Source organism: Alteraurantiacibacter buctensis (assembly GCF_009827655.1).
Classification (GTDB): domain Bacteria; phylum Pseudomonadota; class Alphaproteobacteria; order Sphingomonadales; family Sphingomonadaceae; genus Alteraurantiacibacter; species Alteraurantiacibacter buctensis.
On sequence record NZ_WTYV01000001.1, the window covers coordinates 525,692 to 547,296 of the forward strand.

The window sequence follows — 21,605 nt, forward strand, 5'->3', positions numbered from 1 at the left end:
GGCGTATAACCGCTGCCGGCGAAGGGAGGGCGCGAGCCTTGCAACTGGAAGACATTGCCCGGGCACAGAGCCTGGTGGGCCTGTTCCTGGCACGCGCCGACGAGCAGGGTGAAAAGCCATTCCTGACCGCCAAGGTCAACGGCCGGTGGGACGCGATTTCCTATGCCGAGGCCGCGCGGCAGGTGTGCCTGATGGCCGAGCGGCTGGTGGCGCTGGGCCTGAACCCGGGGGACCGGGTGATCATCGTTGCGGAAAACCGGCCGGAATGGGCGATTGCGGACCTGGCGATCATGGCCGCCGGGTGCATCACCACCCCGGCATACACCACCAATACCGAGGGCGATCACTGCCACATCCTGGACAACAGCGGGGCGCGCGCCGTGGTCGTCTCGACCGAGAAGCTGGCCCGCCCGCTGGTCTCGGCCATGCTGCGCAGCGGCCAGGCCGAGCACCTGGTGGCGATCGAGCCGATGGCGAATGCACAGAGCGGCAGCTTCGCCGTGCACCAGTGGCCCGATATGCTGAAGGGCGATGCAGATGCGGCGCGCGCGGCGGTGGAGGCGCGACTGGCGGGCGTGACCCGGCGGGACATGGCCTGCATCATCTACACCAGCGGCACCAGCGGCAGCCCCCGCGGCGTGATGCTGCCGCACGGCGCGATTCTGGCCAATATCGAAGGCGCGGGCGAGATCCTGAGCCAGGATTTCAGCTGGGGGGAGGAGCGGTTCCTCTCGTTCCTGCCGCTCAGCCACGCGCTGGAGCACACCGCCGGCCTGTACCTGCCGATCGGGCTGGGCGCGGACATCTGGTTTGCCGAGGGGCTCGACAAGCTGTCCAGCAACCTCGAGGAAGCGCGCCCGACCTTCATGATCGTGGTCCCGCGCCTGTTCGAGATCCTGCGCGACAAGCTGATCAAGGCGGTGGAGAAGCAGGGCAGCGCCGCGCAGTTCCTGCTGGCCCGCGCCATCAGGCTGGGCGAGCGGCAGATCGCCCGCAAGTGGTCCCCTGCCGATACCCTCACCGGCCTGCTGCTTGACCTGACGCTGCGCCCCAAGGTGCGCGCGCGGTTCGGCGGGCGGATCAAGGCGCTGGTATCAGGCGGCGCGCCCTTGAACCCCGAGGTGGGCGGCTTCTTCCAGGCGATGGGGCTGGTGATGCTGCAGGGCTATGGCCAGACAGAGAGCGCGCCCGTCGCCTCGTGCAACCGGCCTTCCGCCGGCATCCGCCTCAATACCGTGGGCCCGCCGCTGAAGGGTGTGGAGGTGAAGATCGCGGACGACGGCGAAATCCTGCTGCAGGGCGAACTCGTCATGCAGGGTTACTGGCGCAATCCGGAAGCGACCGCCGCCGCGCTGGCCGATGGCTGGCTGCATACCGGCGACATCGGCCATATCGACGAGGGCGGCCGCATCGTCATCACCGACCGCAAGAAGGACATCATCGTCAACGACAAGGGCGACAACATCGCCCCGCAAAAGCTGGAAGGGATGCTGACCCTGCAGCCCGAAGTGGCCCAGGCCATGGTCAGCGGCGACAAGCGGCCCTTCATGGTGGCCCTGCTGGTGCCCGATCCGGAATGGGTGAAGCAGTGGGCAAAGGATAACGGCGCAGCGGCCGACCTGGCCACCCTGAAGGGCAATCCGGACTTCCTGAAAGCGCTCAAGGCCGCCGTCGACCGCACCAATGCCGACCTTTCGGTGATCGAGAAGATCCGCAAGTTCGATCTGGCCGATGGCCCGTTCACCGTGGACAACGGGCAGATGACCCCGACGATGAAGATCCGCCGCAATCCGATCCGCGCGGTCTACCAGCCGCGGCTTGATGCGCTGTACTGATCACTGCCCTCAGGGGAAGATCGTCAGGAACAGGTAGCTGGCGAAGATCACCAGGTGGATCACCCCCTGGACGAAGGTAGTGCGGCCCTGGGCAAAGGTCAGCGTAGCCACCAGCAGGGTCAGGGCCAGCAACACGGTGGAGCGCATCGACAGGCCAAGCTCCAGTTCCAGCCCCATAGCCAGCGATGCCACCGCCACGGCGGGAATGGTCAGGCCGATCGACGCCAGGGCCGAACCGATCGCCAGGTTGATGCTGGTCTGCACTGCGTTCCGGCGCGCGGCGGCGAGGGCGGCAAAGCCTTCCGGGGCCAGCACCAGGGCGGCAATGATGATGCCCACCAGCGCCTGCGGGGCACCGATGGCGGCCACCCCGCTCTCGATCACGGGCGAGAGCTTCTTGGCCAGCAGCACGACCACCACGAGCGTGACCACCATCGACAATCCGGCTGCAAGCGCCTGGCTGCGGACAACGGGTGCGTGAGTGACGGCTTTCTTCACCGCCGGATCGACATGCAGGAAATCTTCGCGGTGGCGGATGGTCTGCGCGACCACGAAGGTGGCGTAGACCGCCAGCGACACCACCGCGACGAAGATCAGTTGCGCATCGGTGTAGAACGGCCCGCGCTCGCTGACGGTATAGTTGGGCAGGATCAGCGTCAGCACCGACAGCGTCGCCAGCATGGCCAGCCCCGCGCTGACGCCCGAGCGGGTGAAGTTCTGCTTGTGGTGCCGCCGGCCACCGGCCAGCAGGCACAGGCCCATGATGCCGTTGACGGTGATCATGATCGCGGCGATCAGCGTGTCGCGCGCCAGCGCCTGCGCGCCGGCCCCTTCGCTGAGCATGATCGAGACGATCAGCGACACCTCGATCACCGTTACCGCCAGCGCCAGCACCAGCGTGCCGAAGGGCTCGCCCAGGTAATGCGCCAGCACCTCGGCATGATAGACAGCCGCCATGATGGCCGCGCCCAACAGCGCCAGCTTGATGGCGGAAAACAGCCCGCCGCTACCCAGGGTCAGGGCCACGAGGCCCAGCAGGGGCACGATTACCGTCCACGCGGGCAGGCCGAAGGGCCGGCGCAGCGGGTGGGCAAGCGGGGTGCTGGATCCTGGCATCACCGCCTATATTGGCGGCAAAGGCCCCTATTGCAAACGCGGACCCGCCAGTCAGGCGGCTTCATCCTCGATCCTTTCGGGGAAGAAGGCGGGCTCGCGCCCGGACCAGCCGGGGGCGGTGGCGGCGGCTTCGCTAAGCGACTGCAGCAGCATCTTGCGGCGGCCCGGGCGCACCTGGGGAAGGGCGGCGGCGGCGCAGAACACGGCCGGCAGGAAAGGACGGGCAGCCGCACCCAGTAGCCGTTCGTAGAGGAAGCGGAAGGCCGAGAAGCTGGCAATCTGGTCCTGCACCAGGTCCTGCGCGGCAATCCGCACCAGCGGCCCCAGCCACGGGGCCAGGCCTTCGAAACCGACCACGGCCGGCAGGCTTTCCCGCAGGGCGCGCAATTCGCGATAGGCGATATACTGGGCGCGGATGGTGGCGCTGCTGCCGCATTCGCTGGCCCAGGCCTTGAAGGCATCGCCGCGCGCCATGTAAACATCCAGGCTTCGCGTGATGAAGGCCTGTTCGGCAGCCGTGAAGCCGGCGAACTCGCGCATTTCCGAGATGCTGAGCGATGCGGTCTGCGAACGTGCCATGCGCGGCCTCCTGCCGGTTACGGACGCAGGATTCGCGCAACATGGTTAAGATTTGGTGTTGTGCCTTGCCTGATTGCCCTGGCCCGGTCGGCGGAGCCGCCCGCAGCGGGGCAGATTGCTGCCCGCATGGCGATGATCACGCGCCCGGATGGGCGCGCGCAATCAGATGAGTCCCGCCAGCGGACTCGACGGATCGGCATACTTGCGCGTCTTCATCCGGCCAGCGAGATAGGCCTCGCGTCCGGCAATCACCGCGTGGCGCATGGCGCGGGCCATGCGAACCGGGTCCTGTGCTTCGGCGATGGCGGTGTTCATCAGCACCCCGTCGCAGCCCAGCTCCATCGCCACGGCCGCCTCGCTGGCGGTGCCAACCCCGGCATCGACCAGCACCGGCACCTTGGCCCCTTCCACGATCAGGCGGATGGTCACCTTGTTCTGGATGCCCAGGCCGCTGCCGATCGGCGCGCCCAGCGGCATCACCGCCACGGCACCGGCTTCCTCAAGCTGCCGGGCGGCGATGGGATCGTCCACGCAGTAGACCATCGGCAGGAAGCCTTCCCTGGCCAGCACTTCGGTGGCCTTCAGCGTCTCGCGCATGTCGGGATAGAGGGTGCGGGCCTCGCCCAGCACTTCCAGCTTCACCAGGTCCCAGCCGCCCGCCTCGCGCGCCAGGCGCAAGGTGCGGATCGCATCCTCCGCCGTAAAGCAGCCGGCGGTGTTGGGCAGGTAGGTGATCTTCTTCGGATCGATATAGTCGGTCAGCACCGGCTGGGTGGGGTCCATCACGTTGACCCGGCGCACGGCCACGGTGACGATCTCGGCCCCGCTGGCTGCCACGGCGGCCGCGTTCTGGGCAAAGTCCTTGTACTTGCCCGTGCCCACGATCAGGCGGCTGGTGAAGTTGCGTCCGGCGACGGTCCAGGTATCGGTGCTGGCGGTATCAGTCATGGCAGGGTCGGTATCGGCATGGGGGCCGCAGGACAAGGGCCAGTTACCCCCCGCCGACGAAGTGGACGATCTCCAGCACGTCACCGTCATTGAGCCGCACATCCTCCAGCGTGGAGCGTGGCGCGATCTCGCCGTTCAACTCCACCGCCACCTTGGCCACCTTCAGCCCCAGTTCGCGCACGAAATCGGCCACGGTGGCGGCACCGGTGCGGCGCGGTTCGCCGTTGACGGTAAGGTTCAGTTCCGCAGTCATGCCGCGGATGTAGCTATCGCGCGGGTTTGCGCAAGTTGAGGATGTGGCCCACGGCCACCAGGACCACGCCGATCACGGTCAGCACCGCCTCTTCCGTGCCGTGGCCCACGGCAACGGCACCGCCCATGAAAGTGAGGCCGGTCATCGCCACCACGAAGGGGGCCATGCGGCGGTGGCGCAGCGCGCCCATGCCGATGGCGACGGCGGCCACCAGCACGGCCAGCACCAGGCCCACGCGGTGGATGGCGGGATCGAGCAGCACGCCGGCACCCACCCCCAGGCCTGCCACCAGCACCAGGCCCAGCACGCAGTGGACCAGGCACAGGCACGACAGCAGCACGCCCAACCGGTCAAGCCGGTCACGAATCCTGCTGATCATCGAAGCCATGTGGCGCATGTATGTAACGCTATAACATTGCGCAAGCGGATTGTGCCGGATTCGACCTGACCAATCGCCCGCTTCGTCCCGCACCCCTGATACAAAAGCCGTCTTGCGATTCGCGCCCCCCAGGCGCAGATGCCCGGCCATGTCGCACAGTTCCAATCCGCAACCGCGCGCCCTGGCCACGTGGCTGCTTGCCGTTGCCCTGCTGGTGGGCGTGATCGTGGGTATCGGCGGGATCACCCGCCTGACCGAAAGCGGCCTTTCGATCACCGAATGGAAGCCGGTCACCGGCACGCTGCCGCCACTGAACGAGGCGCAATGGCAGGTCGAGTTCGAGGCCTACCAGCAGATCGGCGAGTTCCAGCAGGTGGCCGGCCCGCAGGGCATGACGCTGGCGGATTACAAGTTCATCTATTTCTGGGAGTGGTTCCACCGCCTGCTGGGCCGGGTGATCGGCTTGGCCTTTGCCCTGCCGCTGGCCTGGTTCTGGCTGCGCGGGGCGATTCCCGCCGGCTACAAGCCGCGCCTGCTGGCCCTGCTGGCGCTGGGCGGGTTGCAGGGCGCGCTGGGCTGGCTGATGGTCCGCTCCGGCCTCAACACGCAGATGACCGACGTGTCGCATTTCTGGCTCTCGGCCCACCTGGTGACCGCGCTGTTCACCCTGGGCGGATTGATCTGGACCGCGCGCGACCTGCTGCACCTGCACGCCGAGTCATCGGCCGCCGCGGCGCGGCTGAGCCCGCTGGCGCTGGTGACGCTGGTGATCCTGTTCATCCAGTTGCTGCTGGGGGCCTGGGTGGCGGGCCTCAATGCCGGCCATGCCAGCGACACCTGGCCGTTGATGAGCGGGCAGTTGCTGCCGCAGGCGGGATGGGACCGGGGCGTGCTCCATGCCTTTACCCACGATCCCTTCCTGCTCCACTGGCTGCACCGCTGGTGGGCCTGGGTGGCGGTGGCCGCGCTGGTGGTGCTGGCGCGGCATTCGAAAGCGGCGGGGGACCGGCCCGCATCGGTCATGGTCCACAGCGCCTTCGGGATCCAGATCATCCTGGGCATCGCCACGGTAATGACCGGGGTGGCCCTGTGGCTGGCCGTGGCCCACCAGGTGGTGGGCGCGCTGCTGGTGGCGGCAACGGCCTGGGCCGCCAACCGGCTGGGCTGGCGGCAACGGGCGGGCAGCTAGGTGGCCCCGGGGTTCCTGGTCTGGTGCCCCTTTCCCGATGAGGAGGAGGCGCGCCGGGTGGCCGGGGTTCTGCTGGACGAAGGGCTGATCGCCTGCGCCAACATCCTGCCGGGCATCATCTCGCTCTATGTCTGGAACGGCGAGCGGGGCGAGGCGCGCGAGGTAGGCCTGCTCGCCAAGACGAACGAATCGCTGGGCCAGCAAACGATCACCCGACTCGGGCAATTGCATTCGTACCAATCCCCTGCGATTATCGGCTGGAAGGCAGACGAGGTAGGCCCGGCCACGCGCGACTGGCTGGGCAGCCTGACGGGAACAGGATTGGCATGAACCCTCCGACGGCAAGGCGTACGGTGTTGCGGACGGCGGCGGGGTTGTCGCTGTTGCCGCTGTTCGCCTCGCGCCAGGCGCTGGCCGCAGGGGAGGCTGCGACAATCGCCCCGCCTTCGGGCGACATGATCTATCGCCGGACGGTGGTCCGCCCCCTGCCGGGCGCTATCGTGCTGACCGCGACGCGGGATTTCCGGGTGCGCTTCAGCGCCAGGGAGGGCGGTTTTCTGGTCGACGGGGAGCAGGTTGCCGCACGGGTGCAGGCACCCGCCAGCCTGTCCACGATCGCCCGGATGGAAGAGCAGCGGGTGGAGCGGGGGCTGTTTCCGCTGGCGCTCGATCGCGCCGGCCGCATTGTCGACGGCGAAGCGGCAGCGCCCGATGTGACGCTGGGCCAGGCCCTGGACGAGGCACGCCGACAGCTCCCCGACCAGGGAGCGGAGATCGGCCAGTTGCTCGATGCGCTGAGCGCCGGCAGCGCGGGCATCATGGCCTACCTGCCGCTGGACCTTTTCGCCCCCGTCGAGGAACATCAGGAGCAGCGCCAGGCAATCGAACTGCCCTGGGGCCAGACCGGCGAGGTTGTGGTGCGCTTTGCTGCCACGCGCAGCGCCGAGACCGGCCTTATGCGGCTGGCTACGCGGGACGTGGTGACCAAGCTGGAAGGCGAGGAACGGCGCAGCGCCGAACGCTGGGAACTGTTCGCCGCCTGACCGCAATGTGGACCGGGTGGTCCGACCGGTATTATTTTACCTCTCCGCAAACCGGCAGGAAAGCTTGACTTTGCGGACCCGGCAGGACATTGGGCCGCCTGCGCTCGTACCGGATCCGGTGCGGGAACGGATTCGCATAAACACGCTAAGGAACCATCAGCCATGAAGGCGCTCTCCAGGCAGACCCGGTCGATCAAGCCGGCCGAGGTCGAGAAGAAGTGGCACGTGATCGATGCCGAAGGGCTGGTCGTCGGCCGCCTCGCCACGATCATCGCCAACATCCTGCGCGGCAAGCACAAGCCGAGCTACACCCCGCACGTCGACTGCGGTGACCATGTCATCGTGCTCAACGCCGGCAAGGTGAAGTTCACCGGCAACAAGCTGGGCGACAAGGTCTATTACCGTCACACCGGCTATGCCGGCGGCATCAAGGGCGTGACCGCCCAGAAGGTGCTGGGCAGCGCCTATCCCGAGCGCGTGCTGGAAAAGGCGGTTGAGCGCATGATCCCGCGCGGTCCCCTGGGCCGCGACCAGATGCGCGCGCTGCACCTGTACAACGGCACCGAGCATCCCCACGGCGGGCAGCAGCCCGAAGTGCTCGACGTTGCCTCGATGAACCGCAAGAACAAGGTTGCCAAGTGATGGCCGACGAAAACAACACCGTGTCCGACCTGTCGGACCTGAATTCGCTGACCACGGGTGCCCCGGCCGCAGCGGACGATGCTGCCCCCGTGCGCACCGGCCCCGCCGCCGTCCTGCGCGAGCAGGAACTGGACAAGCAGGGCCGCGCCTATGCCACCGGCCGCCGCAAGGACGCCGTGGCCCGCGTGTGGCTGAAGCCGGGCACCGGCAAGATCACCGTCAACGGTCGTGACCAGGAAGTCTACTTCGCTCGTCCGACGCTGCGCCTGGTGATCAACCAGACCTTCTCGATCACGGATCGCGAAGGCCAGTACGACGTGGTTGCCACCGTCAAGGGCGGCGGCCTGTCGGGCCAGGCCGGTGCCGTGAAGCACGGCATCGCCCAGGCGCTCAGCAAGTACGAACCGGCCCTGCGCAGCACGGTCAAGGCCGCCGGCTTCCTCACCCGCGACCCCCGCGTGGTGGAACGCAAGAAGTACGGCCGCGCCAAGGCCCGCCGCAGCTTCCAGTTCTCGAAGCGCTAAGCGTTTCGGGCACTGTGCCGAACGAAACGGGGCGGTCCTTCAGGGCCGCCCTTTTTCGTTGGTTCAGCCGCCCAGCGCGGCGTCCACCGCGTTCTTCAGCCGGTCCATCGTCACCGGCTTGGCCAGGTAGTTGCTGGCCCCGGCGGCGCGGCACCTGGCTTCCTCCTCACGACCCGCGAAGGCGGTGATGGCAATGATCGGGATGTCGCGCGTCTCGTGGCGGCGGCGCAGGGTGTCGATCAGCGTCAGGCCCGAGACGTGGGGCAGCTGGATGTCCATCGTGATGAGGTCGGGCTTGAACCGCTCCACCTCGCGCATCACCCCTGCGCCGTCGGCCACCATCGCAACCTCGTGCCCGCACGCGCCGAGCACCTCGTTGTAGAACATGCGGTTGAGGAGATCGTCTTCAACGACCAGAATGCGAGCGGCCATAGGGCGGCAGTCCCCCAACACGGGATCGGTTCCCGCTCACGCACTCGTCTCGTCGGGAGCAAAGGGCGGCTGGGCGTCTTCCGGCACTTCCTCGATCTGCATGGCGGGCGTGGGCAGCCCTTCCATGTTGCGGACCCGGACCGTCAGCGCCTCACCGTCCCAGGTCAATTCGTTGAAGCTGGCGGGCGTGGTGCGCAGGCGCTGCGACAGGGTGCCCGCGCCGATCATCCGCACCGGCCCGTGCGCCGTCGGCTCCATGATGTCGAATGCATCGTGGACATGGCCTGACAGCACCGCCACCACGCCGCGCCGCGCCAGTTCGGCCAACGCCCGCCGCCCGCCGCTGGTCAGCGCCGTACCGTGGGTGCCGGCTTCGCGCAGCGGGTGGTGCGCGGTCACGATGGCGCGGGTGCCGGCGGGCAGGGCATCGATCTGCGCCAGGCAGTGCCGCAACGCCTTGCGGCTGACCCGCCCCTTCGACCAGTTGAGCCGCCATTGGGCGGGCACATTGGTGTTGAGCCCGACTATGGCCAGATCGGGGAATACCAGTTCCTTCTCCACCAGGTCGCGGAAAGCGGCGAAACGGCGGAACGGGTCGAGATAGCGCGAGGGCAGGTGATAGCCCGGCAGGTCATGGTTGCCCGGCTCCACCGTCACCGGCACCCCGATCCGACCGATCCATTCGGTAGCGGCGGCAAATTCACGCGCGCGGGCACGCATCGTCAGGTCACCCGTGATGGCCACGGCATCGGGGCGGCGGGTGGCGATCTCGTGGGCCACCCAGTCCAGCGCATGGGGATCCTCCAAGCCGAAGTGCAGGTCGGACAGGTGGAACAGGAGCAGCGGATCAGCCATGCGGCCGGGTGGCTAGCAGATCGACACCGCACGGGGCCAGTTCGAATGTGCAGGCAGGGCCGGGTTCGGCCGCCTCGCCATCCAGCATCAGGCCGAAGGGCTCCCCGTCAAGCGAGGCGATGGTGACGCGCAGCACCAGCCCCAGGACATCATGCGGCCCTTCGCGGAAGTTGCGCGCCAGCAGGGCGGCGGCCTGGGCCAGGAAATCGCCCGCCTGCCGCGCGTGATAGGCCGCCACGCGGATCCCCTCGTCCTGCGCGGTCAGCAGCAACAGCGGGTAGCCCTCCGGCTCACCCAGCTCCGGGTCGCGCACCGCTACACCGGGAGCGGCCAGCGTCTCGGCGGCGGCGGCGATGCCTTCCTGCGCCAGTTCCAGGACCGAACCTTCGCGCATCGCCTCGCGCACGGCGTGCCAGGCGGTGCCGGGCCCTGCCTGCAGTTCGGCATAGGCATTGCCCACCGGGCATTGGATCACCCCCGGCCTGACCGGCGTGGCGGAACCGGCAGCAAAAGCGGCCAGCACTGCCGCGGCATCGGCATCGCCGTGCAGGCGCCGGGCCAGCAGGTTCTGCGTGCCGCCGGGCAGCACCAGCACCTGCCCGCCCCAGCCGGCCAGCGCATCGAGCGCGGCGTTGAGCGTGCCATCGCCGGTGAAGATCACCACCAGCGCGATACCCGCCCGGTCCAGTTCTGCGGGAGTTGGCAGCGGCTGCTGCGGAAAGGCAAGGTGCCGGGCAATCTCCAGCCCGCCAGCGGTACAGTGCTGCAGCAGCGCGGCAATTGCCGCTTCGTCATTGCTGCCGCTCTTGTCGTTGGTGATCAGGCAGCAGGGGTGCAGGCGGTTCATCCCGCCCGAACGCCCCGCCGGTGCCCCAGTTCCTGTCACCGGGTTCCCCTCACATCCGCCCCGCCATGATCGCCCACGCGGTCCAGCCGCTGCCCAGGGTGTAGAGGGCATAGGCCCAGGCCCAGCCCGGGCTGCCGCCGCTCACCAGCAGCAAGGCCACCAGCAGGGCCAGGAATTCCACTCCCAGCGTCACCGGCGGGCGCAGCCACGGCGCGGCGCGGCGCATCTGCGCCACCAGCGGATGGCCGCTTTCCAGCACCGCGCGATGGGCGGCAAAGTTGGCGATCCCGCACAGGAACACGACGATCAGGGCCATGCCGCCACCATGCGCCGCCCCGGAGCGCCCTGCAATCGGTCATTGGTGGAGCAGGCTTGGCGGTTGGTCGGACGCAGGCGCAGCCGGTCGAGTCCCCATCGCGGCAGGTCGAGCCCGGCGCGCCGCCAGCCGCCGAATCGCCTATTCCTCAACTCGCGCCGCAGCCAACCGAGTCCCAATGGCTGCGGCGCAACTGCCCCCGATGCCACTCTCCCCGGCATCGGCGGGCACCTTTCCCGGGACAGCCATTTGTTGAGGAGTTTGAGGGAAATGGCCCACAAGATCATTCTGGCGCTGGTAACCGCCACGCTTTCGCTGGCCCCCGTTGCCGCTAGTGCCGCCACCGTCGAACAGCGCACCACGGGCGTTGCCTTCCGCGACCTGGACCTGACCACCGAGCAGGGTCGCGCCGAGCTGGATCGTCGGATCGATGCTGCCGCCCGCCAGGTCTGTGCGATTGGCGAGACCGATGTCGGCACCCGCATCGTGACCCGCGAAAAGCGCCAGTGCTATCGCGAAGCCCGCGCCCAGCTTGACCAGCGCTTTGCCCGGGTAATTTCCGAAGGCCGCCGCGGCGAAGGCTGAGCGGTCCCGACCCCGATACCGGCCCGTATCCCCATTCGGGCCCGGCACTGCAGCGGGGCAGCCCTTCCCGGGCGAAACGGGGGAGGGCTTCTCCGCTGCCTTCTTTTGCGTTCTAGCCTGGCAGGCCGCGCCGTCGCCAATGGGCCAGCACCGCCCACAGGACCAGCGGCCAGGCCAGCGTGCAGCCCACGTCGCGCGCGCTTTCTGCCAGCGAGACTGGCGACTTGACCGACAGCAGGAAGATCACGTCGAACACCTCGGCCACCAGGCTCATCGCCACCAGCATCAGCAGCGGCAGCCACAGGCCGCCGCGCCCGCGGAAAAGCAGCAGCATCCCCAGGTAGAGCGCCAGCCCCACGTTGATGTGCATGGCATCGTTGGACAGGCCCACGCTGCCCAGCAGCCATTCCTTCAGTTCCACGAACTGCAGGATCAGCGGATCGAACGGAGTGTATTGGGCAGGGGCGCTCACCGGCCGGCCATCGCCTTCACCTTGCGCAGGTAGGTGCGGCCGATGCGCAGCTCCTCGCCCCCGTCCTCGCCATTGCTGCCGGCCAGCTCCACGCACCACACGCCCAGCCCTTCGTGGCGCAGGCCCCGGATCATGTCGCGCCGCAGGATGGTGGAGCGGTGGATGCGGATGAACATCTCCGGGTCCAGCTTGGCCTCCAGCCCGGCGATAGTCTGCAACAGCAGGTAGCTGCCGCCACGCACATGCAGGCGCACATAGTCGCGCTCGGCATCGATGCGGCTGACCTCGCGCGCGTCGATCCGCAGCAGCTCACTGCGGGTGGGCACCCAGAACTCGGTGAGCCAAGCGGTGCTGTCGCCCCGCACCTGGCGGGTTTCCCGCCGGGCCAGCGCGCGGGCGATGGCCCGTTCCAGCCGCTCGGCCCCCACGGGTTTGAGCACATAGTCGACCGCGTCGAGATCGAAGGCTTCCACGGCAAAGTTCTCGTGCGCGGTGACGAAGATCACCGCCGGCACCGGATTCATTTTCGCCACCTCGCGGGCTACGGCCAGGCCGTCCATGCCGGGCATGGTCATGTCCAGCAGCAGCAGGTCGGGCTTCAGCTTCTCGGCCAGGCGCAGCGCGGCGGCCCCGTCGCTGGCCGTACCGGCGACCGACAGGCCGGCCAGTTCCGCGCACAGCACCTGCATGCGCTCGATCGCCAGCGGCTCGTCATCGACGATCAGGGTGCGCAGCGGCCCAGTTCCCTCCGTAGAGCTCATTCGGCAGCCTCGCGATGCCCATTCCGGTAACGGTGGCCGTGCAGCAGCGGCAGGCGCAGTTCGGTGGCGTAACCGCCTTCGGGCCGGATGCCGGCGGTGATCGTCGCCTCGTTACCGAAGCGGGCCTCCAGCCGTTCGCGCACATTGGCCAGGCCAATGCCATAGCCGGGGCGCGGTTCGGCGGCGGCGTGGGGGGCAGGGGTGCCATCATCGGCCACGGTCAGCACCAGGCGCCCGTATTCCTCGCGCGCGGCCAGGGTAATGGTCACCTGCCCGCTGCTGGTGGCGACCGCGTGCTTGACCGAATTTTCCACCAGCGGCTGCAGGATCATGCCCGGCACCTGGCAATCGGCAAGGGTCTCGGGAATCTCGTAGCGGGCCACCAGCCGCAGCGGGAAGCGCACCCCTTCGATATCGAGGTAGAGCTTCTGCAGGGCGATTTCCTCGGCCAGGGACACGTCGCTGGTGGGATCGTCGGCCAGGCTGCGGCGGTAGAAGGTGCTGATGGTCTGGATCATCCGCTCGGCCGCGGCGGTCTTGTTGGTCAGGACTAGCGCGGAGAGCGAATTGAGCGTGTTGAACAGGAAGTGCGGATTGACCTGGTAGCGTAGGGACCGCAGTTCGGACGCCTTGGCCGCGCTCAGCGCCTGCTGCTCGCGCCGCTCGGCCCGGCGTGCCTTCTCGCCGGTCAGCAGTGCCAGGTACAGCGCGCACCAGGCCAGCAGCATGAAATAGCGGCCATAGGCGACCTCGACGATCTGGTTCCAGTAGCTCTCCTGCAACCGTTCGGCCGCCACGGTGACCACCTCCCGCGACGAGCTGCTCGTGGTGGTCGTGGTTTGACCCTCAGGCAGGCCGGGCATGGCCGCGGCCGGAATATCGACCAGCAGGTCACCCGACGGGTCCTTGCGGACCGAGAAGCCGCGCTGTTCCACCGTGCGGGCGAAGACCCGCTCCTCCATGCTGGCGAAGACAAGCTGGTTGGCCTGCGCGATCAGCAGGGCCACGGGCAGCGAGATGGTGAGGGCGGCGACGATCTTGACCCACATCGCGCGGGCATCGAACAGCCGCAGGATCGACCACAGCCCCAGCGTGATCGCCGCCCCCGCCAGCGTGGCGAGGGCGCGGCGCCAGAAGGCCTCGGTCGAAAAACCCAGGTCCACCAGCTCGCCGCGCAGGGTGGTGAGCAGGAAATAGGTCAGCCACAGCCCCACGATCGACAGCAGCACGGTGCGGAAAGGCACGCGCGCAGGGCTATCATCGAGGGACAGGCTCGTCATGACGGGCATCTATCCCGGAAAATGCCTGCCTGACCAGCCCCGTGCCGTCATCCGGTCGGGCCGGGTCAATCGTTGGTCGATATCAGCAGGCCCGCTTGCCCCAAGGCTGCGGCGGCCTCGGCATCCAGCCATTCCCAGCCGGTGGGCGCGGATTCGATGGCATTGAGCGCGTCCACCGCGCCATCGACCAGCAGGGCCACGATCACCGTTTCGTCCTCCCACAGCAGGGCCCAGCGCCGACCCTGCGGAGGGCTGTCCCAGCCATCGGGCAGGCGGGAGAACAGGATGGTGTCCAGCCATTGCGCCGGCTCGGCGGTGTCCAGGTAGTAGTCGGCCCCGGCATAGGCATCGAGCAGGGCGATCCAGCTCACCGGCTGGCGATCCACTGCAAAGGCCGGGAAGGCCGCCTCGACCGGCGGCACCTGCGGTGCAAAGGCCCCGACCTGCGCCAGCGCGGCGTGCATCCGGCGCACCCTGGCCTGCTTGGCCTTCGCCAGCGGCGGGATCGGGCCGGAATGGCGCGGCCTGGAGGCCGGACCCGCGGGAACGAAGCTGAGCGCCAGACCGAGGAACTGGTCAATGGCATAGGCGAAGGCAAGCACCACCACCACCAGCATGGCCACCAGGAACAGGTGGCCACCGCCATCCCAGGCCATGCCGAGGGCCTGCGTTGCCACCACCCAGCCCCCGGCAAGCCCGAGGATGCGGACGGTCCAGCGCCCAGCCGTGCTGCGCAGGAAAGCGGTCACCCGGCCAGCAGCCCTTCCTCGGCGATCTTGCGCTGCCAGTGGAGCGGGGCGAGGGTGTGGACGTTGTTGCCCTCGCTATCCACGGCCACGGTTACCGGCATGTCCTGCACGGTGAACTCGTAGATCGCCTCCATCCCCAGGTCCTCGAAGCCGACCACCTTCGATTCGCGAATGGCGCGGGCCACCAGGTAGGCCGCGCCGCCGGTGGCCATCAGGTAAGCGACCTTGTGCCTGGCGATGCAGGCCACCGCGCCCTGGCCGCGCTCGGCCTTGCCGATCATGGCGATCAGGCCCAGGTCCAGCATCATGTCGGTGAACTTGTCCATCCGCGTGGCGGTGGTGGGGCCGGCCGGGCCGACCACTTCGCCCATCACCGGGTCGACGGGCCCCACGTAGTAGATCGCCCGGTTGCGGAAATCGACCGGCAGCTCCTCGCCCCGGCTCAGCATGTCCTGGATGCGCTTGTGTGCCGCGTCGCGCCCGGTCAGCATCTTGCCGTTCAGCAGCAGCCGGTCGCCGTGCTTCCAGCTTGCCACTTCCTCGCGCGTCAGGTTGTCGAGATCGACCTTCTTCGCCGCCGCGTCGGGCTGCCAGTGGACATCGGGCCATTCATCCAGGTTGGGCACCGGCAGGAAGGCCGGGCCGGAACCGTCCAGGGTGACATGGGCGTGGCGGGTGGCGGCGCAGTTGGGGATCATCGCCACCGGCTTGCCCGCCGCGTGGCACGGCCAGTCGAGGATCTTCACGTCGAGCACAGTGCTGAGGCCCCCCAGCCCCTGCGCGCCCACGCCCAGGGCATTGACCCTGTCATAGATCTCGATCCGCATCGCCTCGATATCGTTCTGGGGCCCGCGCGCCTTCAGCTGGCCCATGTCGATCGGCTCCATCAGCGACAGCTTGGCCAGCTTCATGCAATGTTCCGCCGTGCCGCCGATGCCGATGCCCAGCATGCCCGGCGGGCACCAGCCCGCGCCCATCAGCGGGATCTGCTCGATCACCCAGTCAACGATGTTGTCGCTGGGGTTCATCATCTTGAACTTGCTCTTGTTCTCGCTGCCGCCGCCCTTGGCCGCCACGTCGATCGACACGGTATTGCCGGGCACCATGTCCACGCTCAGCACGCAGGGGGTGTTGTCGCGGGTGTTGCGGCGGGTGAAGGCGGGATCGGCCAGCACGCTGGCGCGCAGCTTGTTTTCCGGCAGGTTATAGGCGCGGCGCACCCCTTCATCGACCACGTCCTGCAGGCTCATCCGCGATTCCAGCCGGCAATTCTGGCCCCACTTGATGAACACGTTGACGATGCCGGTATCCTGGCAGATCGGCCGGTGCCCTTCGGCGCACATGCGGCTGTTGGTCAGGATCTGGGCGATGGCATCCTTGGCTGCCGGGCCCTGTTCCGCCTTGTAGGCTTCGCCCAGCGCCTTGATGTAGTCCATCGGGTGGTAATAGCTGATGTACTGCAGCGCATCGGCCACGCTGGCGATGATGTCTTCCTCGCGAATGGTGGTCATCTGGGTCATGGCGGACGCTCCTGGCTGATACAAAAACGGACACGAATTTTGGCGCATCGCGGACTTTGCGGCCTTATGACTACGCCGAAAAGCCCCCTTGGCCTGCGGCCCTCATAAGCCTAAGGCCCGCATCGGCAAGAGTGACGAGAGTACCCGGATTGTGACGCTGCTCGATTCCCCCGTGAAGACCGACAACCATGCCGCCGCCCGCAAGGCCATGGTGGACAGCCAGCTGCGCACCAGCGGCGTTACCGCCCTGTGGGCCGTGGGGCCGATGGGCCGGGTGCCGCGCGAATCCTATGTGCCCGAAAGCGCCCGTGCCGTGGCCTACATGGACCGCGCCGTGCCGCTGGGCGATGGCAAGTGGCTGGCCGCCCCGCTGGTTCACGGCCTGCTGCTGCAGGAAGCCGCCCCGCAGGCGGATGACGTGGCGATCGTGGTGGATGGCGGCAGCGGCTACCTGGCGGAACTGCTGCGCGGCCAGGTGGCCAGCGTGGAAGTGCTTTCGCCGGAACAGGCGCTGACAACCAAGGGCAAGGCGAAAGCCAGCCTGATCGTGATCGACGGCGCGGTGGAGCAGGTGCCCGCCGCCCTGGCTGCCCGCCTGGCCGATGATGGCCGCCTGGTCACGGGCCTTGCCGACAAGGGTGTGACCAGCGTGGCGCGTGGCCGCAAGGCTGGCGGCAACGTCGCGCTGTTGAAGCTGATCGAGGTGGGCATGCCGCGCCTTGCCCAATTCGACGTGCCGAAGGGCTGGACCTTCTGATCATGCCCGGGAAGTCGCGCGTTATGGCCCTGGCGGCCGTGTTGCTGGCCGGCACCGGCCTGGCAGGAACCGCGGCACGGGCCGATACGCTGCGCGAGGCGCTGGCCAGCGCCTACCAGACCAACCCCACGCTGCAGGCCGCCCGCGCCAACCTGCGCGCCACCGACGAGACGGTGTACATCCAGCAGGCCAGCGGCCTGCCCAGCAGCAACCTCAGCAGCACCTATACCGAATACCTGAAGCAGAGCTCCGCCAGCTTCATCTCGCCCGAGCGGCAGATCTCGGCCAGCGTGGACCTGGCCGTACCGCTCTATTCCGGCGGGGCGGTGCGCAACGGCGTGGCGGCCGCGGAAACCCGCGTGGCTGCGGGGCGCGCGTCCTTGCGCGGAACCGAAAGCCAGCTCTTCAGCCAGGTGACTGCGGCCTACATGGACGTGATCCAGAACGAGGCGATCGTGGGCCTCACCCGCAGCAACCTGAACGTGCTGGAAGTCAACCTGCAGGCCACCAACGACCGCTTCGAGATCGGTGACCTGACGCGGACCGACGTGGCCCAGTCCGCCAGCCGCCGGGCCATTGCGCTGAGCGACGTGCAGACTGCCGAGGCCAACCTGATCCGGGCCCGGGAAAACTACATCCAGCTAGTGGGCATGGCGCCCGACAACCTGCAGCCCCCGCCGCCGCTGCCCGGCCTGCCCTCCAGCGTGGAGGAAGCGGAAGACGTGGCGCTGGAAAACAACCCGGACCTGATCGCCGCCAAGGAACGCGCGGTGGCTGCCGGGTTCGACGTGGAAGTGGCCGGGGCCGCCCGCCTGCCGCGCGTGGAAGGCTTCGCCAACTCCGGCTACCAGAACTACCTCGGCACGCTCGGCTCGGTGCCCGGCACGGGCGCGGCCAACCAGTCCAGCAGCAGCGCCCAGGCGGGCGTGCGGCTGTCGGTGCCGATCTTCAACGGTGGCCGCGTCTCGGCCAGCCAGCGGCAGAGCCAGCAGACCGAACTGGCGGCGATGGAAAACGTGATCGCCACCGAACGGCTGGTGGTGGCCCAGGTGCGCGGTGCCTATGCCAGTTGGCAGGCTTCGCGCGCGATCATCGAATCGACCCAGGCCGCCGTGGCTGCGGCGGAACTGAGCCTGGAAGGCGTGCGGGCGGAAAACACCGTGGGCAACCGCACCATTCTCAACATCCTCGATGCCCAGCAGGAACTGCTGCGCGCGCAGGTCCAGCTCGTCACCGCGCGGCGCAACGAATATGTCGCCGGATTCACCCTGCTGGCCGCGATGGGCCGCGCCGAGGCGCGCGACCTGGGCCTGGCCGAGGAAGGGCTGCCGCTGTACGATCCGGTGGTGAACTTCGAGCGCGACCGGCCGATCTTCTTCGACTGGGGGGCTGACCCCGAGCCGGTGGCCCAGGCAACCCGCACGGTTGACATCCCCGCGCAGGATGGCGCAATTTCCGCCGGTCAATAATTTCACGGGGTTTTGGGGTGGCGATGCGGCACGAAGGCGAACCTTCCGTCGAGGAAATCCTCGAATCGATCAAGAAGGTGATCGCGCGCGACAACCGTGACCAGGCCGATGCCCTGCGGCGACAGCGCGCACCCGATGCAGCCGCGCCGCCTGCCAAACCCGGCTTCCATTCGCTGTCGCCGCTCTCCGCGCCCGTTCCCGAGGAGGACGAGGGCGAGGACGAAGACGTGCTGGACCTGTCCGCCATGCCCTTCGCCGGGGGCGAGAGCGCCGATCCGGTGGACGCGGGCGCCGGCCTCACCAACGACCAGGCGGCCGATGCCATGCGCCAGTCGCTTGCCGCCCTTGCCATGCTGGCCGAACCGCCGGCCGCGCCGCGCATCGTGCGATCGGGAGAAACCTCGCTTGAAGGCATGGTGCGCGAGATGCTGCGGCCGATGATGGCCCAGTGGCTTGATGCCCACCTGCCCGAGATCGTCGAGCGGCTGGTGAAGGCCGAGATCGCCCGCATCGCCGGGAAAAAGCGCTGACCGCTTCGGCCGCAGAGCTGCAACAGGCCCGCCGCGCGCTGGGCAAGATCAAGGGGGCCAGTGTGGCCCGCCAGATCTTCCTGTGCGGCATTTCCGAAAAGCAGGAATGCTGCCGGCGAGAGGACGGCGCGGAGAGCTGGAAGTTCCTCAAGAAGCGGCTGAAGGAGCTGGGGCTGATTTCCCCCGATGCTCCCGGCGGCGGGGTCCAGCGCAGCAAGGCCGATTGCCTGCAGATCTGCGCCGCAGGGCCGATCGCCGTCGTCTGGCCGGACCGGGTGTGGTACCATTCGTGCAGCCCCGAGGTGCTGGAGCGGATCATCCAGCAGCACCTGATCGGCGGCGAGCCGGTGGAGGAATACCGGCTGCGGCCCGCAGGCGACGAGGCGCACGATTAGGGCTTTCCTACAGGGCCTTGTACAGGGCAGGCCATGATCGGCTCTTTGCTACCGTCGAATCTCGCGCCGCCTTTCAGGGGCGCATTTCCCGGCTCCCGCGTCTGTACTTCATCAACAAGCGCAGCGGATCAGGGATCCAGCGAATCGAGGTTGTTGTCCACCGCAGCATCGTGGCCGGTGCCGTTGCTGAGGAACACCAGGCCCATCAACGCGCTCATCAGCAGCATGGCAAAGCCGATACCCAGCGCCGTGGCGATAAACAGGTGGACCGAAACCAGCCCGAATTCGGCATAAAGCGCGCCCAGGGCGATGATCACCACCAGCACGGTGAAGGCAAACATGCCGCGCATCAGGCGCCGGTAGCGCGCCCAGGCATAGGCAGCCTTGGCCGGATCATCGAGGGGGGAGCTCTGCATGGCCCCTTCAATGGGCCTTCCCCCGCCCCGATGCAACCGTATGCCGCGCCCGATTTGGCAAGACTCGGCAAAGCGTGCGATAAGGTGTGTCGGAGTGAGAGGAGGACGCCCATGTCGATCAGGCGTATCATCGAAGGCCGCCAGCAGGAGATCGTTTCCTGCTCCCCCCAACACAGCGTGCGCCACGCCGCCGGGCTGCTGGCCGAACGCCGGATCGGCGCCATGCCGGTGTTGGATGGCGGCCAAGTGGCTGGCATCTTTTCCGAGCGTGACCTGCTCTATTGCGTGGCCAAGGAAGGCGAGGCCGCGCTGGCCCGGCCGGTGGCCGAGGTGATGACCGCGCCGGCCATTACCATCGAGCCGCAGGTGGAGGTGATGACCGCGCTCTCGCTGATGACCAGGCGGCGCATCCGGCACCTGCCGGTGGTGGAAGCCGGTCGCCTGCTCGGCTTCGTCTCGATCGGCGACCTGGTGAAGTACCGCATCGAGAGCATCGAGGCCGAAGCGCAGCAGATGCGCGAGTATATCACGCTGGCGTGAGTGATACCTTGAGCGCGCGGCCCGGCAGCCCTACATCTCCCGCATGGCCCATGCACTCACCCTCACTCCCGCCGCCGCCCAGCGCGTACGCCTGATCGCCCAGCGCCAGGGCAAGGCAAACCCCGTGCTGCGGCTGGCCGTGGATGGCGGCGGTTGTTCGGGTTTCCAGTACAAGTTCGACCTGGCCGACGGGCCGGACGCGGAAGACCTGGTGAGCGAGACCGACGGGGTGCTGCTGGTGGTCGATCCGGTCAGCCTGGACCTGGTGGCAGGCGCCCAGGTGGACTACGTCGAATCGCTGGGCGGCGCGGCCTTCCGGGTGGACAACCCGCAGGCCGCCAGCGGCTGCGGCTGCGGTTCCAGCTTCGGCATCTGACCGTTTCCGTGCGGATCGCCAGCTTCAACATCAACGGCATCAAGGCCCGCCTGCCGCGCCTGCTCGAATGGCTGGAGGAAACCCGCCCCGCCGTCGCCTGCCTGCAGGAGATCAAGACGCAGGACGAGGGCTTCCCGGCAGAGGAATTCGCGAAGATCGGCTACCAGGCTATCTGGCATGGCCAGAAGGGCTTCAACGGCGTGGCCATCCTGGCCGACGGTGTGGCCCCGGTGGAAATGCAGCGCGGCCTGCCCGGGGATGAGCTGGACGAGCAGGCCCGGTATCTCGAAGCAGACGTGAGCGGGGTGCGGATCTGCAACCTCTACCTGCCCAACGGCAATCCGCAGCCCGGCCCGAAATTCGATTACAAGCTGGCCTGGATGGACCGCCTGCGCCGCCGCTGCGCGCTACACCTGGCTGCCGAGATTCCGACCGTGGTGCTGGGCGATTTCAACGTCATCCCGGAAGACAGGGACGTGTGGTCCGTTTCGGCCATGGCCAGCGATGCCCTGATGCAGCCCGCATCGCGCGATGCCTATGCGCGCCTGCTGGCCGACGGCTGGACCGATGCCATCGCCACGCTCAACCCGCGCGGCGGCGTGTGGACCTTCTGGGACTATCAGGCCGGTGCCTGGCAACGGGACCATGGCTTCCGCATCGATCACTTGCTGCTGTCACCCGACTGCGCGGACCGCATGGTTGCCGCCGGGGTCGACAAGGCCCACCGCGGGCGCGAGAAGGCCAGCGATCACGCGCCCGTGTGGGTGGAACTGAGAATCTAGGGGCACCAGCCGGCG

Annotated in this window: 29 protein-coding genes; 14 read left to right on the forward strand and 15 right to left on the reverse strand. The window is 68.1% G+C overall.

What is annotated here, in order from left to right; all coding sequences use genetic code 11:
• The first annotated feature begins 38 nt into the window (after positions 1-38).
• Positions 39-1,835, forward strand: a complete 1,797-nt coding sequence (locus GRI99_RS02405; RefSeq protein WP_160770394.1) for an AMP-dependent synthetase/ligase — start codon at positions 39-41, stop codon at positions 1,833-1,835.
• 9 nt (positions 1,836-1,844) lie between these two features.
• Here the strand turns inward: GRI99_RS02405 and GRI99_RS02410 are convergent, their stop codons facing one another.
• The 5 genes from GRI99_RS02410 to GRI99_RS02430 all read right to left on the reverse strand — a co-directional run bounded on the left by GRI99_RS02410 (position 1,845) and on the right by GRI99_RS02430 (position 5,119).
• Entirely contained in the window at positions 1,845-2,951 is a 1,107-nt protein-coding gene (locus GRI99_RS02410) for a calcium:cation antiporter (protein ID WP_160770395.1), read from the reverse strand.
• Between the two features lie 51 nt (positions 2,952-3,002).
• Positions 3,003-3,530, reverse strand: a complete 528-nt coding sequence (locus GRI99_RS02415) for a hypothetical protein (RefSeq protein ID WP_160770396.1) — start codon at positions 3,528-3,530, stop codon at positions 3,003-3,005.
• 162 nt (positions 3,531-3,692) lie between these two features.
• Complete coding sequence (locus GRI99_RS02420; RefSeq protein ID WP_160770397.1) at positions 3,693-4,478, reverse strand: thiazole synthase; 786 nt, start codon at positions 4,476-4,478, stop codon at positions 3,693-3,695.
• 43 nt (positions 4,479-4,521) lie between these two features.
• Positions 4,522-4,731 carry a sulfur carrier protein ThiS gene (gene thiS, locus GRI99_RS02425; RefSeq protein WP_160770398.1) on the reverse strand — a complete coding sequence of 70 codons (210 nt, stop codon included), beginning with the start codon at positions 4,729-4,731 and terminating at the stop codon, positions 4,522-4,524.
• A gap of 13 nt (positions 4,732-4,744) precedes the next feature.
• A complete protein-coding gene (locus GRI99_RS02430; RefSeq protein ID WP_160770399.1) occupies positions 4,745-5,119 on the reverse strand; it encodes a MerC domain-containing protein in 375 nt (124 codons plus the stop codon).
• Between the two features lie 139 nt (positions 5,120-5,258).
• On the opposite strand from GRI99_RS02430, the gene GRI99_RS02435 reads away from it, so the two are divergent.
• The 5 genes from GRI99_RS02435 to rpsI all read left to right on the forward strand — a co-directional run bounded on the left by GRI99_RS02435 (position 5,259) and on the right by rpsI (position 8,508).
• Complete coding sequence (locus GRI99_RS02435) at positions 5,259-6,299, forward strand: COX15/CtaA family protein (RefSeq protein WP_160770400.1); 1,041 nt, start codon at positions 5,259-5,261, stop codon at positions 6,297-6,299.
• Positions 6,300-6,629, forward strand: a complete 330-nt coding sequence (gene cutA / locus GRI99_RS02440; RefSeq protein ID WP_337192831.1) for a divalent-cation tolerance protein CutA — start codon at positions 6,300-6,302, stop codon at positions 6,627-6,629. It begins immediately after the preceding gene.
• Positions 6,626-7,342 carry a hypothetical protein gene (locus GRI99_RS02445; protein WP_160770401.1) on the forward strand — a complete coding sequence of 239 codons (717 nt, stop codon included), beginning with the start codon at positions 6,626-6,628 and terminating at the stop codon, positions 7,340-7,342. The genes cutA and GRI99_RS02445 overlap by 4 nt, the downstream gene beginning before the upstream one ends.
• A 162-nt stretch (positions 7,343-7,504) precedes the next feature.
• Positions 7,505-7,984: a 50S ribosomal protein L13 gene (gene rplM, locus GRI99_RS02450; RefSeq protein ID WP_160770402.1), complete on the forward strand. Its 480-nt coding sequence runs from the start codon at positions 7,505-7,507 to the stop codon at positions 7,982-7,984.
• Positions 7,984-8,508 (forward strand): 30S ribosomal protein S9, encoded by a 525-nt coding sequence (rpsI, locus tag GRI99_RS02455; protein WP_160770403.1) that lies wholly within the window; start codon positions 7,984-7,986, stop codon positions 8,506-8,508. Before rplM ends, rpsI begins: the two co-directional genes overlap by 1 nt.
• 63 nt (positions 8,509-8,571) lie before the next feature.
• Here the strand turns inward: rpsI and GRI99_RS02460 are convergent, their stop codons facing one another.
• The 4 genes from GRI99_RS02460 to GRI99_RS02475 are packed head-to-tail and all read right to left on the reverse strand — an operon-like array spanning position 8,572 to position 10,958.
• Positions 8,572-8,940, reverse strand: a complete 369-nt coding sequence (locus GRI99_RS02460; protein WP_160770404.1) for a response regulator — start codon at positions 8,938-8,940, stop codon at positions 8,572-8,574.
• Positions 8,941-8,976: 36 nt separating this feature from the next.
• On the reverse strand, positions 8,977-9,795 hold the full coding sequence (locus tag GRI99_RS02465) for a metallophosphoesterase family protein (protein WP_160770405.1): 819 nt from the start codon (positions 9,793-9,795) through the stop codon (positions 8,977-8,979).
• The gene (locus tag GRI99_RS02470; protein WP_160770406.1) at positions 9,788-10,642 is read right to left on the reverse strand and encodes a diacylglycerol kinase family protein; all 855 of its coding nucleotides are present in this window, start codon (positions 10,640-10,642) and stop codon (positions 9,788-9,790) included. The genes GRI99_RS02465 and GRI99_RS02470 overlap by 8 nt, the downstream gene beginning before the upstream one ends.
• 49 nt (positions 10,643-10,691) lie before the next feature.
• Positions 10,692-10,958 carry a hypothetical protein gene (locus GRI99_RS02475; protein WP_160770407.1) on the reverse strand — a complete coding sequence of 89 codons (267 nt, stop codon included), beginning with the start codon at positions 10,956-10,958 and terminating at the stop codon, positions 10,692-10,694.
• A 270-nt stretch (positions 10,959-11,228) separates the two neighbouring features.
• Between GRI99_RS02475 and GRI99_RS02480 the strand changes: the two genes are divergently transcribed.
• On the forward strand, positions 11,229-11,543 hold the full coding sequence (locus GRI99_RS02480) for a UrcA family protein (protein ID WP_160770408.1): 315 nt from the start codon (positions 11,229-11,231) through the stop codon (positions 11,541-11,543).
• A 112-nt stretch (positions 11,544-11,655) separates the two neighbouring features.
• Here GRI99_RS02480 and GRI99_RS02485 read toward each other — a convergent pair whose 3' ends face one another.
• From GRI99_RS02485 to GRI99_RS02505, 5 genes are all read right to left on the reverse strand, one after another.
• Positions 11,656-12,015: a hypothetical protein gene (locus GRI99_RS02485; RefSeq protein ID WP_160770409.1), complete on the reverse strand. Its 360-nt coding sequence runs from the start codon at positions 12,013-12,015 to the stop codon at positions 11,656-11,658.
• A complete protein-coding gene (locus tag GRI99_RS02490; RefSeq protein WP_160770410.1) occupies positions 12,012-12,776 on the reverse strand; it encodes a LytR/AlgR family response regulator transcription factor in 765 nt (254 codons plus the stop codon). The genes GRI99_RS02485 and GRI99_RS02490 overlap by 4 nt, the downstream gene beginning before the upstream one ends.
• Positions 12,773-14,056, reverse strand: coding sequence for a sensor histidine kinase (locus GRI99_RS02495; protein ID WP_202392892.1), 1,284 nt, complete (start codon positions 14,054-14,056; stop codon positions 12,773-12,775). Before GRI99_RS02495 ends, GRI99_RS02490 begins: the two co-directional genes overlap by 4 nt.
• 65 nt (positions 14,057-14,121) lie before the next feature.
• A complete protein-coding gene (locus GRI99_RS02500) occupies positions 14,122-14,805 on the reverse strand; it encodes a hypothetical protein (protein ID WP_160770412.1) in 684 nt (227 codons plus the stop codon).
• Complete coding sequence (locus tag GRI99_RS02505) at positions 14,802-16,325, reverse strand: fumarate hydratase (protein WP_202392893.1); 1,524 nt, start codon at positions 16,323-16,325, stop codon at positions 14,802-14,804. The genes GRI99_RS02500 and GRI99_RS02505 overlap by 4 nt, the downstream gene beginning before the upstream one ends.
• 151 nt (positions 16,326-16,476) lie before the next feature.
• On the opposite strand from GRI99_RS02505, the gene GRI99_RS02510 reads away from it, so the two are divergent.
• From GRI99_RS02510 to GRI99_RS02525, 4 genes are all read left to right on the forward strand, one after another.
• On the forward strand, positions 16,477-17,082 hold the full coding sequence (locus GRI99_RS02510; protein ID WP_337192832.1) for a protein-L-isoaspartate O-methyltransferase family protein: 606 nt from the start codon (positions 16,477-16,479) through the stop codon (positions 17,080-17,082).
• Positions 17,083-17,105: 23 nt separating this feature from the next.
• Positions 17,106-18,551, forward strand: coding sequence for a TolC family outer membrane protein (locus tag GRI99_RS02515; protein WP_237438075.1), 1,446 nt, complete (start codon positions 17,106-17,108; stop codon positions 18,549-18,551).
• A gap of 23 nt (positions 18,552-18,574) precedes the next feature.
• Positions 18,575-19,081: a DUF2497 domain-containing protein gene (locus tag GRI99_RS02520; RefSeq protein ID WP_160770839.1), complete on the forward strand. Its 507-nt coding sequence runs from the start codon at positions 18,575-18,577 to the stop codon at positions 19,079-19,081.
• 62 nt (positions 19,082-19,143) lie between these two features.
• The gene (locus GRI99_RS02525) at positions 19,144-19,476 is read left to right on the forward strand and encodes a (2Fe-2S) ferredoxin domain-containing protein (RefSeq protein WP_337192833.1); all 333 of its coding nucleotides are present in this window, start codon (positions 19,144-19,146) and stop codon (positions 19,474-19,476) included.
• A 128-nt stretch (positions 19,477-19,604) separates the two neighbouring features.
• On the opposite strand, the gene GRI99_RS02530 is transcribed toward GRI99_RS02525, so the two are convergent.
• Complete coding sequence (locus tag GRI99_RS02530) at positions 19,605-19,892, reverse strand: hypothetical protein (protein WP_160770415.1); 288 nt, start codon at positions 19,890-19,892, stop codon at positions 19,605-19,607.
• A gap of 111 nt (positions 19,893-20,003) precedes the next feature.
• Here GRI99_RS02530 and GRI99_RS02535 point away from each other — a divergent pair, with 111 nt between their 5' ends.
• The 3 genes from GRI99_RS02535 to xth are packed head-to-tail and all read left to right on the forward strand — an operon-like array spanning position 20,004 to position 21,590.
• Positions 20,004-20,432: a CBS domain-containing protein gene (locus tag GRI99_RS02535; RefSeq protein WP_160770416.1), complete on the forward strand. Its 429-nt coding sequence runs from the start codon at positions 20,004-20,006 to the stop codon at positions 20,430-20,432.
• Between the two features lie 43 nt (positions 20,433-20,475).
• On the forward strand, positions 20,476-20,808 hold the full coding sequence (gene erpA / locus GRI99_RS02540; protein WP_160770417.1) for an iron-sulfur cluster insertion protein ErpA: 333 nt from the start codon (positions 20,476-20,478) through the stop codon (positions 20,806-20,808).
• Between the two features lie 8 nt (positions 20,809-20,816).
• A complete protein-coding gene (gene xth / locus GRI99_RS02545) occupies positions 20,817-21,590 on the forward strand; it encodes an exodeoxyribonuclease III (RefSeq protein WP_160770418.1) in 774 nt (257 codons plus the stop codon).
• The last annotated feature ends 15 nt before the right edge of the window (positions 21,591-21,605 follow it).